Annotated in this window: 13 protein-coding genes; 7 read left to right on the plus strand and 6 right to left on the minus strand. The window is 62.3% G+C overall.

Translation table 11 applies throughout. The features are described 5' to 3' along the window. The first annotated feature begins 27 nt into the window (after nt 1-27). Both FFI94_RS03980 and FFI94_RS03985 read left to right on the plus strand, forming a co-directional pair. Nucleotides 28-1,488, plus strand: a complete 1,461-nt coding sequence (locus FFI94_RS03980) for an aldehyde dehydrogenase (RefSeq protein ID WP_138871840.1) — start codon at nt 28-30, stop codon at nt 1,486-1,488. A gap of 52 nt (nt 1,489-1,540) precedes the next feature. After that, nucleotides 1,541-3,976 carry a CaiB/BaiF CoA-transferase family protein gene (locus tag FFI94_RS03985; RefSeq protein WP_138871841.1) on the plus strand — a complete coding sequence of 812 codons (2,436 nt, stop codon included), beginning with the start codon at nt 1,541-1,543 and terminating at the stop codon, nt 3,974-3,976. A gap of 56 nt (nt 3,977-4,032) precedes the next feature. Here FFI94_RS03985 and FFI94_RS03990 read toward each other — a convergent pair whose 3' ends face one another. The 3 genes from FFI94_RS03990 to FFI94_RS04000 form a co-directional block, all read right to left on the minus strand. Continuing rightward, nucleotides 4,033-4,332 carry an antibiotic biosynthesis monooxygenase gene (locus tag FFI94_RS03990; protein ID WP_138871842.1) on the minus strand — a complete coding sequence of 100 codons (300 nt, stop codon included), beginning with the start codon at nt 4,330-4,332 and terminating at the stop codon, nt 4,033-4,035. Between the two features lie 68 nt (nt 4,333-4,400). Then, nucleotides 4,401-5,552, minus strand: a complete 1,152-nt coding sequence (locus FFI94_RS03995; protein WP_138871843.1) for an acyl-CoA dehydrogenase family protein — start codon at nt 5,550-5,552, stop codon at nt 4,401-4,403. A gap of 16 nt (nt 5,553-5,568) precedes the next feature. Continuing rightward, entirely contained in the window at nt 5,569-6,738 is a 1,170-nt protein-coding gene (locus FFI94_RS04000) for an aromatic ring-hydroxylating dioxygenase subunit alpha (RefSeq protein ID WP_138871844.1), read from the minus strand. Nucleotides 6,739-6,891: 153 nt separating this feature from the next. Between FFI94_RS04000 and FFI94_RS04005 the strand changes: the two genes are divergently transcribed. The 3 genes from FFI94_RS04005 (at nt 6,892) to FFI94_RS04015 (ending at nt 10,435) form a co-directional block, all read left to right on the plus strand. Continuing rightward, nucleotides 6,892-7,860: a GNAT family N-acetyltransferase gene (locus FFI94_RS04005; protein WP_138871845.1), complete on the plus strand. Its 969-nt coding sequence runs from the start codon at nt 6,892-6,894 to the stop codon at nt 7,858-7,860. Between the two features lie 234 nt (nt 7,861-8,094). Beyond that, on the plus strand, nt 8,095-8,919 hold the full coding sequence (locus FFI94_RS04010) for a mycofactocin-coupled SDR family oxidoreductase (protein ID WP_138871846.1): 825 nt from the start codon (nt 8,095-8,097) through the stop codon (nt 8,917-8,919). A gap of 19 nt (nt 8,920-8,938) precedes the next feature. Next, on the plus strand, nt 8,939-10,435 hold the full coding sequence (locus FFI94_RS04015) for an aldehyde dehydrogenase (protein ID WP_138871847.1): 1,497 nt from the start codon (nt 8,939-8,941) through the stop codon (nt 10,433-10,435). A gap of 79 nt (nt 10,436-10,514) precedes the next feature. On the opposite strand, the gene FFI94_RS04020 is transcribed toward FFI94_RS04015, so the two are convergent. From FFI94_RS04020 to FFI94_RS04030, 3 genes are read right to left on the minus strand one after another with little or no spacing between them, the layout of a single operon-like run. After that, the gene (locus FFI94_RS04020) at nt 10,515-11,135 is read right to left on the minus strand and encodes a TetR family transcriptional regulator (RefSeq protein ID WP_138871848.1); all 621 of its coding nucleotides are present in this window, start codon (nt 11,133-11,135) and stop codon (nt 10,515-10,517) included. A 56-nt stretch (nt 11,136-11,191) separates the two neighbouring features. After that, nucleotides 11,192-12,064, minus strand: coding sequence for an alpha/beta fold hydrolase (locus FFI94_RS04025; protein WP_144298280.1), 873 nt, complete (start codon nt 12,062-12,064; stop codon nt 11,192-11,194). Nucleotides 12,065-12,086: 22 nt separating this feature from the next. After that, nucleotides 12,087-12,866: an SDR family NAD(P)-dependent oxidoreductase gene (locus FFI94_RS04030; RefSeq protein ID WP_138871850.1), complete on the minus strand. Its 780-nt coding sequence runs from the start codon at nt 12,864-12,866 to the stop codon at nt 12,087-12,089. Between the two features lie 97 nt (nt 12,867-12,963). Here FFI94_RS04030 and FFI94_RS04035 point away from each other — a divergent pair, with 97 nt between their 5' ends. Further along, complete coding sequence (locus FFI94_RS04035; RefSeq protein WP_138871851.1) at nt 12,964-13,926, plus strand: PDR/VanB family oxidoreductase; 963 nt, start codon at nt 12,964-12,966, stop codon at nt 13,924-13,926. A 129-nt stretch (nt 13,927-14,055) separates the two neighbouring features. Continuing rightward, on the plus strand, nt 14,056-15,399 hold the full coding sequence (locus tag FFI94_RS04040) for an MFS transporter (protein WP_260683838.1): 1,344 nt from the start codon (nt 14,056-14,058) through the stop codon (nt 15,397-15,399). Nucleotides 15,400-15,539: the final 140 nt, after the last annotated feature.

Below are 15,539 nucleotides of genomic sequence, written 5' to 3' on the forward strand. Positions count from 1 at the left end.
CTCATCGAACCACCCGAAAGGACCGGCATGGGAAACGCGGACAACACGAGCGTGAACAGGGAATCGCTGTTCATCGGCGGCCGATGGGTCGCGCCGCTGCAGGGCGCAAGCTTCGACGTCGTGGAGGCCGCGACGGAGAAGGTTCTCGGCACCGCTGCGATGGCCGGCGTCGGTGACATCGACGCCGCGGTGGCAGCGGCGCGGGAAGCATTGCGAGGCCCGTGGGCAGCGCTCGACAACTCCGAGCGCGCCGACCTGCTGGACCGGTTCGCGGCGGCTCTCAAGTCCCGAGGCCGCGAGACCGCGGCACTGGTGAGCCGTGAGAACGGTATGCCTATTGCGTTGTCCGGCAGCGTCAACGGCTTCGGTCCGTCGGTCATGGTCAGCTACTACGCGTCGTTGATTCGGAATGCGCCCGCCGAGGACGTGCGGCCCAGTGCGTTCGGCGGTCGGACCGTGGTTCGAAACGAGCCAGTCGGTGTGGTTGCCGCGATCACCCCGTGGAACTATCCACAACCGTTGGCTGCCATGAAGATTGCTCCGGCACTGGCTGCGGGCTGCACCGTCGTACTCAAGCCCGCACCGGAGACAGCGCTCGACGCGTATGCGTTTGCCGAGGCGGCAGAGGAAGCCGGTTTGCCGGCCGGCGTCCTCAATGTTGTACCGGCAGGGCGGGAAGCGGGTGCTTATCTCGTGGAGCATCCCGATGTCGACAAGGTCGCGTTCACCGGTTCCACTGTGGCCGGGCGTGCAATCGGCGAGGTGTGCGGTCGATTGTTGCGACCGGTCACACTCGAGCTCGGTGGAAAATCCGCTGCAATCGTGGCAGATGATGCAGATCTCTCCGTTTTCGCCGCGGGTCTGCTGGGAGTCTCGCTGGTCAACAACGGCCAGACCTGCCACGCCAGCACCAGGATCCTTGCGCCGCGATCACGCTACGACGCAGTGGTCGAGGCGGTGACCGAGACCGTTCGCGCTCTGCGGGTCGGTGATCCACTCGAAAAGTCGACTCAGATAGGACCTTTGGTCAGCGCGGCACAACGCGATCGTGTTCTCGGGTTCGTCGAGGACGGGCGGAGCGCCGGCTACCGCATCACGACCGGCGGCGCGGTGCCTTCCGATCAGCCGATCGGGTGGTTCGTCGAGCCGACGGTATTCGAGGGTGTCGACAACGCAGCGCGTATCGCCCAGGAAGAAATCTTCGGTCCCGTCCTGACGATCACTCCGTATGGCGACGAGGCGGAGGCCGTTGCCATCGCCAACGATTCCGAATACGGCCTCGGCGGCACGGTGTGGACCTCCGACGAAGAGCACGGTTTGGCCCTGGCGTCGCAAATCCACAGTGGCACTGTCGGAGTCAATCACTACGAATTGGATCTGGCAGCCCCGTTCGGTGGCGTCAAAGCATCCGGACTCGGCCGTGAACTCGGGCCGGAAGGACTCCGGCCCTATTACAGCGCGAAGTCGATCTATCTCGCGACTCGCTGACCTGCCAGAAGGGTCCCAGCCGCGCGCGCGGCGAGACGATTGGAGCAATTCGATGACAACACCGACGACACCACTGACCGGGATACGCGTACTGGACATCACCGACGGATTGGGTGAGTCCACCAGCCGGTATCTCGCCGATCTCGGTGCCGAGGTGATCCGCATCGAGTTGCCCGGCGGATCTGCATCACGAACGGCCGAGCCGATTCGCGGCGGTGTCAGCATTCCGTTTGCTCTCCGCAATGCCAACAAACTTGGCATCGTGCTCGACTTGGAATCGGAGTCCGGCCGCGGCGAGCTCCGCGCTCTCGCTGCCGGGGCCGATATTTTGATCGAATCACTGCGACCGGGTTGGTTGGACGAACGGGGCATCGGCGCAGCCGAATTGACGGTGCACAACCCCGAACTCGTGTGGATGTCCATCTCGCCGTTCGGGCGCACCGGCCCGTACCGTGATTGGGCGGTTACCGAGCCGGTCCTGTATGCGATGAGCGGTGTGCTGTCGCGATCCGGGGCGCCGGGCAGAGAGCCGCTGCTACCGCCGGCGGGGTTGGCCGAGGGAACGGTGAGCGTGCACGCCGCTTGGGCGGCGCTGCTGGCCTACTACAACAGGTTGACCACTGGCCGGGGCGACATCATCGACGTCTCCGCCTACGAAGTTGTCGTCCACGGGTTCGACCCGGGGTTCGGGACGCAGGGATCTGCCGCTGCGGGCCGAACCGAGGACTTTCCTCGCGGACGGCCCAACGCCTCCAACTTCTACCCGGTCTTCGCGTGCGCCGACGGACAGGTGCGGATCTGCCTCCTGGCCAAGCGGCAGTGGCGATCGATGTTCGAATGGCTTGGTAGTCCAGAAGAATTCGCCGATCCGAAATACGACACGATTCCGGCTCGTTTTGCGGCGGCCGATCGGCTGCATCCGCTGATCGCCGAGTTGTTTGCCGGCGAGACCAGGGACGAACTTGTTGCCCAGGGCGCAGCGCGGGGTATCCCGGTCGGCGGCGTCCTGGCACCGAGCGAAGTACTTGCGGCTGAGCACTTCCAGGCGTCCGGCGCGCTGATCGACGCTGAAATCGCACCGAATCTGCATGCCCGGGTGCCGTCGGGTTACGGTTCGATCGGTGGGAACCGCATCGGTTTCCGCACGCGTGCACCACAACTCGGTGAGCATCAGGGGGCCGTCGCGGCCCGATCGAGGCCCTCGTCCGTTCCCGCCGCGGATCGCGCATCCGGCGAACGCCCTCTCGCGGGGCTGCGTGTCCTGGATCTGGGCGTTGTCGTGTTCGGCGCTGAACTCGGCAGACAGTTCGCGGACTTCGGGGCCGACGTCGTCAAGATCGAAAACGCTAATTTCCCGGACGGTCTTCGTCAGTCGAAGCGCGGATCGGCGCTCGCTGCCTCCGTGGCCTGGGGGCATCGCAACAAGCGCAGCTTTGGCGTCGACCTGCGACGTCCGGAGGGACTGGCGCTGTTCCGCCAACTGGCTGCCGACGCTGATCTGGTTCTGGCCAATTTCAAGCCGGGCACACTGAAGTCGATGGGGCTCTCGTACGACGAACTTGCCGAGATCAATCCGCGCATCATCGTTCACGAGTCCAGTGCCTTCGGGAGTACCGGACCGTGGAGCAAACGCATGGGTTACGGACCGCTGGTACGAGCGTCCGGAGGAGTGTCGGCGCTGTGGCGATATCCGGATGACGCAGAAGTGCTGTGCGACGGGTCGACGGTCTACCCGGACCATATCGCTGCACAAGCGGGGGCCGTGGCAGTACTTGCCACGCTGATCCAGCGTGCGCACACCGGAACCGGAAATATCGTGGAAGTGGTGCAGTCCGATACCGCGCTTGTTCATCTGGGTAGTTTGCTGACCGCGGAGTCGCTGGCTCCGGGATCGATTGTCGCGTCGGGTAATTCGGATCCGTATGCTGCACCGTCCGGTGTCTTCGCGTGTGCCGGCGACGACGAGTGGTGTGTTGTCACCGTTCGTGATGACGAGGACTGGGCCAGATTGTGCGCAGTGATCGGTCGTGAAGACCTTGTCGAGGATGTCGACTGCGCAACGTCGGCAGCTCGGGTGCTCAATCGGGACAAGGTTGATCATGTTCTTTCCCAGTGGCTTTCGAATTGGTCACCGGCTGAGGCCATGAACCAGTTGCAGGCTGCGGGAATCCCGGCCGGTGCGATGGTACGGCTTCCCGAACTGCTCACCGATCCTCAGTTGACGGCGCGCAATGCCTATACCGAGATCGAACATAGTCTGCTCCCAGCGAAACTACCGGCCGCAACTCGGCTGGTTCGCTTCGGCACCATCGCGGATCCGGAACTTCGGCAGGCCCCGATCGCCGGCGAACAGACCCGCGAGATCGCGGAATCCCTCCTCGGACTCAGTTCCGCCGAGGTCGACCACCTGGTCCGCACTTCTGTGCTGCAGCCGCCTGCCGACGACCGAGCGCATGAATCACGAAGATCAGCAGAGGAATTGGTCTGATCCGTTGAACCCTCTGCGCGGTCGTCCCTGGTATCAGGGGCGGCCGCGCAGTCGGTTCACTGAGAAGTGATCGGAGTCAGGTAGTGCGTCACACGCGGCGGACCTGCGAGAAAAGGTTGTAATATGCGGCCGCATTCACGGGCCTGCTCGGTCCGCGGGAAGGTTCGAGTGTGTGATTCGAGCGTTTCCCACCGAACCCGCAACAGGTATGTGTGCTTCCGGTCGACGCTGGGCATCAGATCGGCGCGCAGACATCCTGGCGCAGACTCCATCACCGGCTTCGCGAGATGGAACGCCGCTTCGAAGTCGGTTTCGCTGCCGGCGCTGACGGTCAGCATCGCGTGTTCTTCTATCATCGTGTCCCCGCTTTCCGGATACGACTGTGGGGTGGACCGGTCCGGTCCACCCCACAGTCATGAGAGTGCTACGCCTTCAGTAGATCTCGGTGAATGATTTCCTTCATGATTTCATTCGTGCCACCGTAGATACGTTGGATGCGCGCGTCGATGTATGCCTTTGCGACGGGGTACTCCATCATGTAGCCGTACCCGCCGTGGAACTGAACGCCGGCGTCGTTGACTCGTCCCTGCAACTCTGTGGCCCACAGCTTTGCCTTCGCGGCGTCGACCGCCGTGAGCGTTCCGGCGTTGTGCGCACGGACGCAACGGTCGATGTATGCCCGGGAGACCTCGATCGCCGTCTGCAATTCCGCCAACGTGAAACCCAGGCCTTGGAACTCGCCGATCTTCTTGCCGAAGGCGGTGCGCTCCTTGACGTAGTCGAGCGTCCATCCGAACACCGCTTCCGCGGAGACCTGGGCGGCGATACCGATGCCCAGGCGCTCGAGAGGCAAACTCTGCATCAGATAGGCGAAGCCGGATCCGAGTTCGCCGAGGAGGTTCTCCTGGGGAACTCGTACGTCCTCGAAGAAGAGTTCCGCAGTGTCCTGCGCGTGCAGGCCCATCTTGTCGAGTTTGCGTCCTCGACTGAACCCCGGCATTCCTTCCTCGACGACAAACAGGCTGAATCCACGGGAGCCTGCGTCGGGATCCGTCTTGGCAAACACGATCACCAGGTCGGCCAGAATGCCACTGGTGATGAACGTCTTCGAACCGTTGATCACCCAGTCCGTTCCATCCGCCACGGCGGTAGTCCCGATGGCGCGCAGGTCACTACCCGCAACGGGCTCGCTCATCGCGATGGCGCCGATGGTCTCTCCGGTGACGAAGCCGGGGAGCCAGCGTCTGCGCTGTTCCTCGTTTGCGTGGCGGAGCAGGTAGTTGAGCACGATGTCGTCGTTGGTCGAGAAGCCCGACTGAAGGGCTGACGCTCCGACCCGCGCGATTTCAGCCTGGACGACCACGCGGAAGCGGTAGTCCACCTCGCCTGGTCCACCGTATTCTTCGGGGACGGACAACCCCAGGAGCCCTTGTTTGCCTGCGGCCAGCCAGGTTTCGCGGTCGATCAGACGATCGGCGTCCCACTTTTCGAGGTTGGGTACAACGTGCTTCTCGACGTACGAGCGCACGGAGTCGCGGAACAACAGATGATCGCTCTCGAACAGATCACTTTCCACTTGCGTTATCTCCAATTCAGTTCTGGTCGAGCAGCTTCTGCGTTTCGCGACGGAATACCTGGTTTGCGACCTCGTTCTGGCCAAGCACCATGCGGCCGGCACTTGCACTGGTCAGACCGACCTGGGAGTCGCGCAACAGTGGGAAATCCTCGGCATGCAGGACGGCCAGGAGAATTTCCCAGTTCTTGTTCCAGCGGCGCTCCCACTTCTCTTGCGAAAACTCCGTCTTTTCGACGGGCGGAACCATCACACGCATTTCCATTCGGCAACGCTGCGGATCTGTGGGGTGCGGCCGGAATGTCAGGAGCTGGAAGTGGTCGGGTTGACGAAGCAGCGTGCTGTTCGGGCCGACGAGATGGCTCTCGGTCACGTCGTTCGCGAGGCTCCGGCTTCCGGGATCCTCCTCGATCCAGCGATCGATGGACTTACGTGGGGTGACGAAGCGGCAGTGGCGACCGAAATCTTCGAATGCCATGACGTTTGTATGGATGTGCTTGGCGGCACTGTTCGGATGCGCGTACTGAATATGGTAGCCGTCGAGGAAGGCATCCTGCATGAGCTTCCAGTTGACCGGCTCGTCGAAACCTTCTGCGCGGAAGCAGGTAAGCGATTCGATGTCGTAGCCAGACATGATCGCATCCATGTCCGGACCCAGCCAGTCGGCGACGTCGATGGTGGCGTCGGCGTCGTCCACCACCCAGATGAAACCGTGGCGTTCCTCGGTGGGCAACGAGATCAAACCCATGTCCGACTGATCGGTCTCGCCGAACGTGTTCTCGCGGGTTATGGTGCGCAGGCTGCCGTCGGTGTCGTACGACCAGCGATGGTACGGGCACGAGAAGAGCCGGCAGCGACCCTTCTCTTCCTTCTCGACCATGGCGCCGCGGTGTCGGCACACATTCACGAGGGTCTTGACGCTGCCGTCACGCTGGCGAACGACGATGACGTTGTTGCGCGGCATCTGCAGGGTGAAGAAGTCGCCGGCCTTCGGGATCTCGGATCCGTGAGCGACGATCGACGGGACGCGTCCGAAGATGCGGTCGCGTTCGAGTTTGGCGATGTCGGTGTCCCGGAATTCCTCGGGGCGGAACCACGTGAGGTGTCCGAAATCGTCCGTGGTGTCGTTGCGCAAGTGATCCAAGGTCCGGCGAATGCGTTCCTCGCGGGGTGCTCCGACTTCAGTCATGGCTCGTCCTTACGTTGGTGTGCGTCTTGATTGCCGTAAATCTAACTCATATAGGTTTAGGTGTAAACCCTCGGTCATCTCGATTTCGTTGCGAAGTTTACCGATAGTCATTAGATTTAGGGCACAAGATGGGCAGATAAGGAGCGATGGACGATGATTTCCTACCGATGGTGCGAACAGCTCGTCGACGACGATCGGGCCGAGGTTCTGGAGCTCGTGCGCACGGCCGCCGACTACGATCACGAGGCGGGTTTCACGGCAATACCGGCCGCTGACGTCGAGGCTGTTTCGCGGGCGGGCGTGGTGGTCTGGCATCTGCCGATCAAGGCTCGCCGGGACCTGAGTGCCCGTGACGATGCACCGATGCTTGTTGTTGCCTACCTGCATTTGTCGATCGACGACAGTGGTCAGGGATCGGTGGCGTACGTCGTCCATCCGGACTACCGCTCACGTGGTGTCACCACGATGCTTGTCGAAGAACTCGGAATCGACGTCACCCAACCTGGGGGGTGGGTGGGTACCGGCGCCACGGCATTGCGAGCGTGGGCATATGGCAGCCATCCCGCTTCCGAGCGCTTGACCGGACGGTTCGGTATCGAGGCCGTACGGCGGTTGTGGACGCTCTCCCGAAATCTGACCGGCCCATTCGCGGTGGATCTCGCACCGGCATCGGTGCCGGCGGGGTATGCCGTCAACGGGGCGAGGGACATGGTCGCAGTCACTGAGATTGTTGGTGTGGCAGGGTTGCCGACGCGTCAAGCGGCCGAGGTTTCGGACGGGATCGCGTCGGGAACCGGGTCGGTGTTGATCGCGTCGGATCAGGGCGGTCAACCGGTTGGATTTGTGTGGTTCGACCCCGAGTTGCATGAACATCTCGAACTTCGGGCTGCCTGGGTGCGGGCGCTGGTGCTTACTCCGCAATCGCGGGGCAGCGGTCTGGGGACCGCGCTGCTCACTCGTGCGCTCGAGGAACTCGAGGCGGTTGGAGCCCAAACTTCGCTGATCCGAATAGATCCCGAAGACGAGGGTGCGGTGCGCATGCTCAGGCTGCTGTCGTACGAGCAGGAGGATGCGCATGCGTGCTTCCAGGTCGGTGTATGGAAGGAGGGTGTCGAATCGTGAAACAGCGAGACGAATGACGATTTATGTCATTTGTTGACGATTGCCCCCGGTGTCGGTAGTCTTCTGTGACACGCTTCACAACATCTTGTGGAGAGAGTGCAATCCAACCGTGTGTAAAAGAATAATCGACAGTAGCCGTGTGAATCGGTAATCAGACCCGTATGTTGTTCTGCCCCATGCAAATCAGGCATGTCTGGGCGCTCGCGGGTTGGCCGATCAGAGAGAGGACACATCATGGGCCGCGTAGAAGGCAAGGTCGCATTCATTACCGGTGCGGCGCGTGGGCAAGGCCGTTCACATGCAATTCGTCTGGCGGAGGAGGGCGCGTCGATCATTGCGATGGACATCTGCGATCAGATTCCGACGGTGTTCTATCCGATGGCGACCACGGACGACCTCGCTGAAACCGAGCGTCTGGTCAAGGAAGCCGGTGGATCGATCGTCACGTCCGTCGGCGACGTCCGCAAGATCGAGGACGTCCAGCGTGCGTACGACGCCGGCATCGAGCAGTTCGGCAAGGTCGACATCGTGCTTCCCAACGCCGGAATCATGCCGGTTATCGGCCCGGGTGAGCAGCGGCAAGCCTGGCACGACGCGCTCGACACGATGCTGACCGGCGTGTGGCACGTGCTCGAAGTAACTGTGCCCGACCTCATTTCGCGTGGTGAGGGTGGCTCGATCGTCATCACCAGTTCGGCGGCCGGGCTGACGAGTATCGGCCTCAACACCTTGCCAGGTCAGGCTGCTTACAGCGCGGCAAAGCACGGCGTTGTCGGCCTGATGCGGTTGTATGCGAAACAGCTTGCTCCGCACAGCATTCGCGTGAACACGGTGCATCCGACCGGTGTCAACACTCCGATGGTCGCAAACGCGGAGTACGGCGAGTTCATCAATACCCACCCGGATGTCGCAGCGGACGAATCGTTCAAGAACCCGATGCCTGTCGAACTCGTGGAGTCGGTCGACATCAGCAATGCCATCCTCTACCTCGCCTCCGACGAGGGGCGATACGTCACCGGTGTGACGTTCCCGGTAGACGCCGGCTACAACATCCGTTGAGTGAAGGAGCCTTTCAACCATGACCACGACAGAAACCTCGGCAGCGCCTACTCCGGTGATCGCCGATCGCGAGCAGGTATTCATCGGCGGACGATGGGTCGATTCGACCGGTGACGAGTGGATCGACCTGGTCGATTCTTTCTCCGAGCAGAAGGTCGCGCGAATCCGCAGCGCCACAACCGAAGACGTCGCCCGTGCAGTTGCGGCCGCACGCGAGTCCTTCGACAAGGGGGAGTGGGCATCGCGCACGATGGCGCAGCGTGCCGACGTGCTCGACATGATCGCGGACCGTCTGGCGCAGCGAGTCGACGAGCTCACCCCGATCGGCGTTGTCGAGGTCGGCGTTCCCATCTCGGTGAGCCGCCCCACGCAGGAAATGACGGGCGGGCTGTTTCGCGCGACCGCGGCGTTCGCTCGTGACTTCGAGACTCGTGAGGATCGAACTCGCGCCGACGGCGGCATCACTCGCATCCTCAAGGAGCCGACCGGCGTTGTCGCGGCGATCATCCCGTGGAACGGGCCGATCGGCACCATTGCATTCAAGGTTGCCCCGGCTCTTGCTGCGGGCTGTTCCGTCGTGCTCAAAACTGCTCCGGAGGCACCGGTCTCACCTTCGGTTTTTGCCGACATCATCGGTGAACTTGTCGAGGAAGGGCACATTCCCGAGGGCGTCGTCAGCGTCCTCTGCGCTGACCGCGAAGTTTCGGAAACCCTTGTCACGAACCCCGACGTCGACCACATCACGTTTACCGGTAGTACCGCCGCAGGTCGACGGATCATGTCGCTGGCAGGCGAGCGCATCGCTCGCGTGTCTCTCGAACTGGGTGGCAAGTCCGCCGCCATCATCCTCGACGACGCGGACATCAACCACGTTCTGCAGAGCCTGCCTATGGGTGGGTGCCTGCAGTCCGGCCAGGCCTGCATCGCGCTCACCCGCGTCCTGGTTTCGCGTAGGCGCCACGACGAGGTGCTCGAGGCGCTGAAGGTCGCGTACGGCTCACTGCCGATGGGCGATCCGTGGGATCCCAGCAACTTCCTCGGCCCGCTTGCCATGGAGCGTCAGCGTGAACGCGTCGAAAGCTACATCGAGATCGCGAAGGAAGAGGGCGCAACCATCGCGCTCGGTGGTGGTCGCCCGGCCGGCTACGACCACGGTTTCTTTGTCGAGCAGACTCTCATCGACGGTGTGCGGCCAGACATGCGCATCGCTCAGGAAGAGGTCTTCGGACCGGTCATCTCGATCATCACCTTCGAGGACGAAGACGACGCTGTCGCGATCGCGAACAACTCCGTTTACGGTCTGTCCGGAGCCGTCTACACCGAGGATCTTGATCACGGCTTCGAGGTTGCGCAGCGCATCCGGACCGGAACGATCAGCGTCAACACCTCGACGATGGACTTCACCTTGCCGTTCGGCGGGTACAAGCAGTCCGGACTCGGCCGCGAGGGTGGGCTCGAAGGGCTGGAGGAGTTCTTCGAGACCAAGGCCGTACACATGCCGGCAACCGCACAGTAGGTAGTTGCGTCCCGGATTCCCGGGTGATCACACACAAACGCTCGGCCGGAATGTTCCGGCCGAGCGTTTGTGTGTCCGTTCAGTTTTCGTTGCGCATGACGCCGTACAGGAAACTGCGGATCATTTCCTCGAACAGTTGTTTCTGCGTGAACTCGTTCGCCGCCATAGCTTTCGACAGCATGGGCTGCGACTCGGGATCGATGTTCGGGAAGATCGAGGAGCGCGTGCTGGGTTTGCTCATCGCCTCCGTGAGTACGGCACCGAGGGTAATTCGCTCCATGCCGTCGAGAATCTGAACATGCAACCGCGTCGGGATCCCCGATTCTTCGAGGAAGTGGGCGGTCTCCTCGTATGGTCCGATGAGAAGGTCGCGCGGCAGGTACTGAAGCAGAATGGGGGCGGCGTTGCGGTGTCGCAGTATCGATCGCCGCAGATTGAGACTCAGCGTGACGAAGTACTCCGGCCAGTCGGGTCCGGGCTTTCGACGCGGAATCGTGCCGGCGCCGGCGATCTGGCGAGCAACGGCCGACAGGATCGCGGACTTGTCCTCGAAATGGTGATAGAGCGAGGGCGCACGCACGCCGAGATGCTTGGCCAGACGCGGCAGGCTGAACGCGTCGAGGCCCTCGGTATCGATGATGTCGATGGAGGCCGCGACGGCAGAGGCGCGGGAGATGAGGGGCTTGGACGGTCTGGGCATGTGCGGCTTTCGGCTGGGCGGTCGGGTCTGATGCCGTTGCTCGGCATCTGGGAAGCCTAGCGGTTCGGTAATTGAGGGATGACGGTCAGGAATTCGAGAAGACCCTCGCTGAGAAGGTCGTTGTCGTCGCCGCTCACCATGTGACCAGCGCCGCCGACATCGACATGGCGGGCTCCAGGGATGAGTTCGAGCAGGTCACGGGCACCTTCGTGGCTTACCACGTCGGACTGTGCGCCTCGAATCAGCATGGTGGGGACGGTAATCGCCTGCGCTGCCGTGCGGGCGCGCGACTCGCGCGCATCGGACTGCTCGGGCGAGTTCTCGCGGTCGGAGAGCATCCTCGGATCCCAGTGCCAGTACCAACGCCCGTCTCGTCGGCGCAGGTTCTTTCGCAGTCCCTCGGCGTTGGGTGGGCGTCGACGATGCGGGTTGTAGGTGACAACGGCTGCGACGGCGTCGTCGAGCGTGTCGAATCCACCCAGACCGCTCTCCATGAAAGAGGTGATCTTGGCGATGCCCGTTGCCTCTGCTCGCGGAGTGATGTCGACGAGCACGAGGCCGCGCCCGAGGTTCGGATCAGCGCCCTGGGCCAGTAGTGCCGCCATTCCGCCCATCGAGGCGCCTACGAGCACCGGTGGTTCACCAAGGTGCTGAACCAGGCACGCGATGTCCCGAGCATGTGCCCGTGGGCTGTAGTCGCCGTCTGCGCTCCACTCGCTGTCGCCATGGCCGCGGGCATCGATTGCATAGGCTCGCCAACCGTTGGCGGCGAGCCGATGGCCCGTGCGCTGCCACGAATGCCGAGTTTGGCCGCCGCCGTGCAGGAGCAACACCGTGCCGGTCGATGTGCCGGACGTTGGCGTCCAGCAGTCGGCCGTCAGAGTGAGCCCGTCGCCCTGCATTCTGACCAGTGTGGTTTCTACCGTCATGATGTTCAACAGCTTTCGTGTCTCAGTGCCCGGAGGTTCCGCCGTCGACAGCGAGCGTCGAGCCGGTGATGTAGCTTGCTGCGGGGCTGGCGAGGAAGATTACAGCGGCATCGATTTCGCGTTGCGTCGCGGTGCGTCCGAGCGTGGATCCGGTCAGGAATTCTTCGAGAGTATCCGAAGGCATCTCGCCGATCATGTCCGTTTCGACAAACCCCGGCGCAATGGTGTTGACACGAATGCCTTTTCGCTTGGACCACTGATGCGACAGGTCACGCGTGAGCCCGATCATCGCGGCTTTACTGGAGGCGTACGCGGCTTGGGGGAGCACGGATTTGACGAGGCCGAGGACGCTGGACACATTGACGATACTCGAACCAGGCTCCATGACGCGGGCGCACGACTGGGAAGCCCAGTACGCACCGAAGAGATTGACGTCGAAGACGGCGCGAAAGTCTTCCGGACGCTCGCGCGTGGCCGGTGCGGAATGCGTGACGCCGGCATTGTTTACCAGGATGTCGAGCTTGCCGAACTCGCTGATCGTTCTTTCCGCCAACGCGTCGCACTGCTGCGGATCCGTCACGTCGGTCGGCACGACAATAGCGCGTCGGCCGAGTTCGATCACGGTTCGTGCAACCGGTTCGAGAGCTTCCCTACGGCGTCCGGCCAGAACGACGTCGGCGCCGGCTTCGGCCAGCGCGCGGGCGAAGCCGGCGCCTAGACCACCGCCTGCGCCGGTGACTACTGCGACGGAGTCTGTCAGGCGGAACAGATCCAGGATCGGTGTCCGGGTGTGTTGGTTCATGCGTGTCTACCTGCTTTCGCGTGGGGGCCTTGCCTAGATTAAATCTAATTGCATAAGATTTAAACGCAAGCGCATCCCGACAGTGGAACGAGTATCGATGAACAGCACCAGCAGTCCCGGACAGCAATCGATGCGCGTGATCGCCAAGGATCCGCTCGCCGACGGTGTGGTGGCTCTACGTCTGGCCGACGCGGCCGGGGGACGTGTGCCGACGTGGGAGCCCGGATCACACATCGACCTCGTTCTGGATACATTGATGACACGGCAGTATTCGCTGTGCGGCGATCCTGCCGATCTTTCGAGCCTGACTGTGGCCGTGCTGCGTGAGGCGAGTGGACGTGGCGGTTCGATTCATGTGCACGACAAACTCGAGATCGGTGACGTCATCGAGATCGGCGGACCGCGGAACCATTTTTCCTTGGTTGAAGTTGAATCGTATCTGTTCGTCGCTGGTGGAATCGGCATAACACCGCTGCTGCCGATGCTTCGGGCTGCCCAAGCGCGCGGCTCGAACTGGAAGTTGCTTTACGGTGGGCGGACCCGTGCTTCGATGGCGTTTGCCGACGAACTGGTAGAAGAGTTCGAGGAGAACGTGTCCTTGCGCCCACAGGACGAGTACGGGTTCCTCGATCTTGCCTCAGCCTTGGACGCTGCGGCCCCCGGTGCCGCGGTCTACTGCTGTGGACCGGAGCCGCTGTTGCAGGCCATCGAAGGTGCATGCCGCGAACGCGATCACGTGAATTTGCATATCGAGCGTTTTGCGCCGAAGCAAATCGAGGAGGGCGCGGTCGACGGCGCTTTCGACGTCGAGCTCGCCCGTAGCGGACGAACAATTGGCGTCGGCGCGGAGGAATCGATGATCGACGCACTGCAACGGAACGGCGTGATCGTCGACTTCTCGTGCCGAGAGGGCACCTGCGGCACGTGTGAAGTTGCGGTGCTCGGTGGAAAACCCGACCATCGTGATTCGATCCTGACCGAAGACGAGCAGGAAGCGGGAGACGCGATGATGATCTGTGTTTCACGTAGTCGCACACCAAAACTCGTCATCGATCTCTAGGCGAAACACTCGAAGGGGAGAGATGCTGATCGACGTAGTTCCCGGGACACCTGGTTGTCTATGGTGACAACTGTTTCCACCGCTCCCAGGGTAAGCCGGGCGCTGGTACCTTCGTTGTGTTTTATCGTCATGACAACCGCAGTTGTGCAGACGTCGGTGGTTCCGCTTCTACCTGCCATGGCCGAGCAACTTGATGTCGGACCATCCGCCGTCGCGTGGGCACTGACTGCGAATCTACTTGCCGCCGCGGTGTGTACGCCGGTGCTTGGCCGATTGGCCGACCGGCGGGGTGCGCGCGGGGTGCTGGTGACGATCCTGATTCTGGTGCTCGCCGGATCCGTGCTGTGTTTTGCCTGGAAGAGCCTCGTTCCACTGGTTATCGGCCGGACGCTGCAAGGACTTTCGTTTGCACTGTTCCCGATCGGTGTTGCGGTGCTAAGAGGTGTGCTGAGCCCGCCCCGATTGTCCGGTGCCATCGGGCTGATGTCTGGGCTCCTCGGCGTCGGAGGTGGAGTCGGCATGGTGGCTGCCGGACTGCTGCACACAGGCGACGCAGACTATCGCCGCGTGTTCTGGCTGCTTCTGGTGCTCGGTGCCGTAGCGCTCGGGCTGGCATGGTTCGTTGTCCCGGCTAGTTCGGGGCCGCCGCAATCCGGTGGGCTGGACCCGGTAGGCACGGTTGCGCTCGCGATCGGGCTGTCTGCGCTCTTGTTGGCGTTGGCGGAGGGAGGACGGTGGGGCTGGGGTTCGGTACCGACGCTTGCGCTCGCATTCGGTGGTGTACTTGTGTTGTGTGGCTGGTATTTACACGAACGACGCATCGCGTTGCCTCTGGTACCGCCAGGCCTGCTCACCGGGCGCGCTGTGGGCCCCACGCACCTCGCTGCGCTGCTCGTCGGTGCGGCGATGTACGTGCAATTCCTCGGGGCAGCGCAGTTCGTTCAAGCCGATCCCGCTGTCGCAGGGTACGGATTCGGCGCATCTGTGCTGGCGGCAAGCGTTGTGTATCTGCTTCCCGGATCGATCGCCGGTGTCATTGCGGCCTCACTCAGTGGAAAACTGATCGGAAAGTTCGGTGCCGCTCGGGTTCTGATCGTTTCCTGTGTCATCGGTGTCGCGGGCTTCACCCTGCTTGTATTCGCTCACGATCATGCGTGGCAGCTGATCTGTGCCTTGATCGTTGTCAACATCTTCGTCAGCGCCTCCTATGCGGCGTTGCCGGCATTGCTGGTGGAGCGGGTGAGTGAGTCGGACACCGGGGTGGTGAATGCGATCAATGCAATCGCTCGTACCTTCGGCAGTTCGGTGGCGAGTGCGTTCGTTGCTGCGGTACTTGCGTCGATCACGTTGGCGGGTACCCACATTGCCGCGGAACAGGCGTACCTCGTTGCGTTCTGTGTCGGTGGTGTGGCTGCCGGAATGGCGGGTCTCGTGGCGATATGGGCGAGTTGTGTATCAAATGACAAAATTTGATTGACGTCTCATCAACTGCATAGTAACGTCAGTCACACAGCAGTGCGGCGGTCCCGTAGCTTGAGCGAATCATCGCTGACCGCAACCTCGAATTCTTTGTAAATAAACCTGATTCGACCTTTCGGTCCAGTCGCATCCGA

This window comes from Rhodococcus sp. KBS0724 (genome assembly GCF_005938745.2).
GTDB lineage: Bacteria > Actinomycetota > Actinomycetes > Mycobacteriales > Mycobacteriaceae > Rhodococcus_F.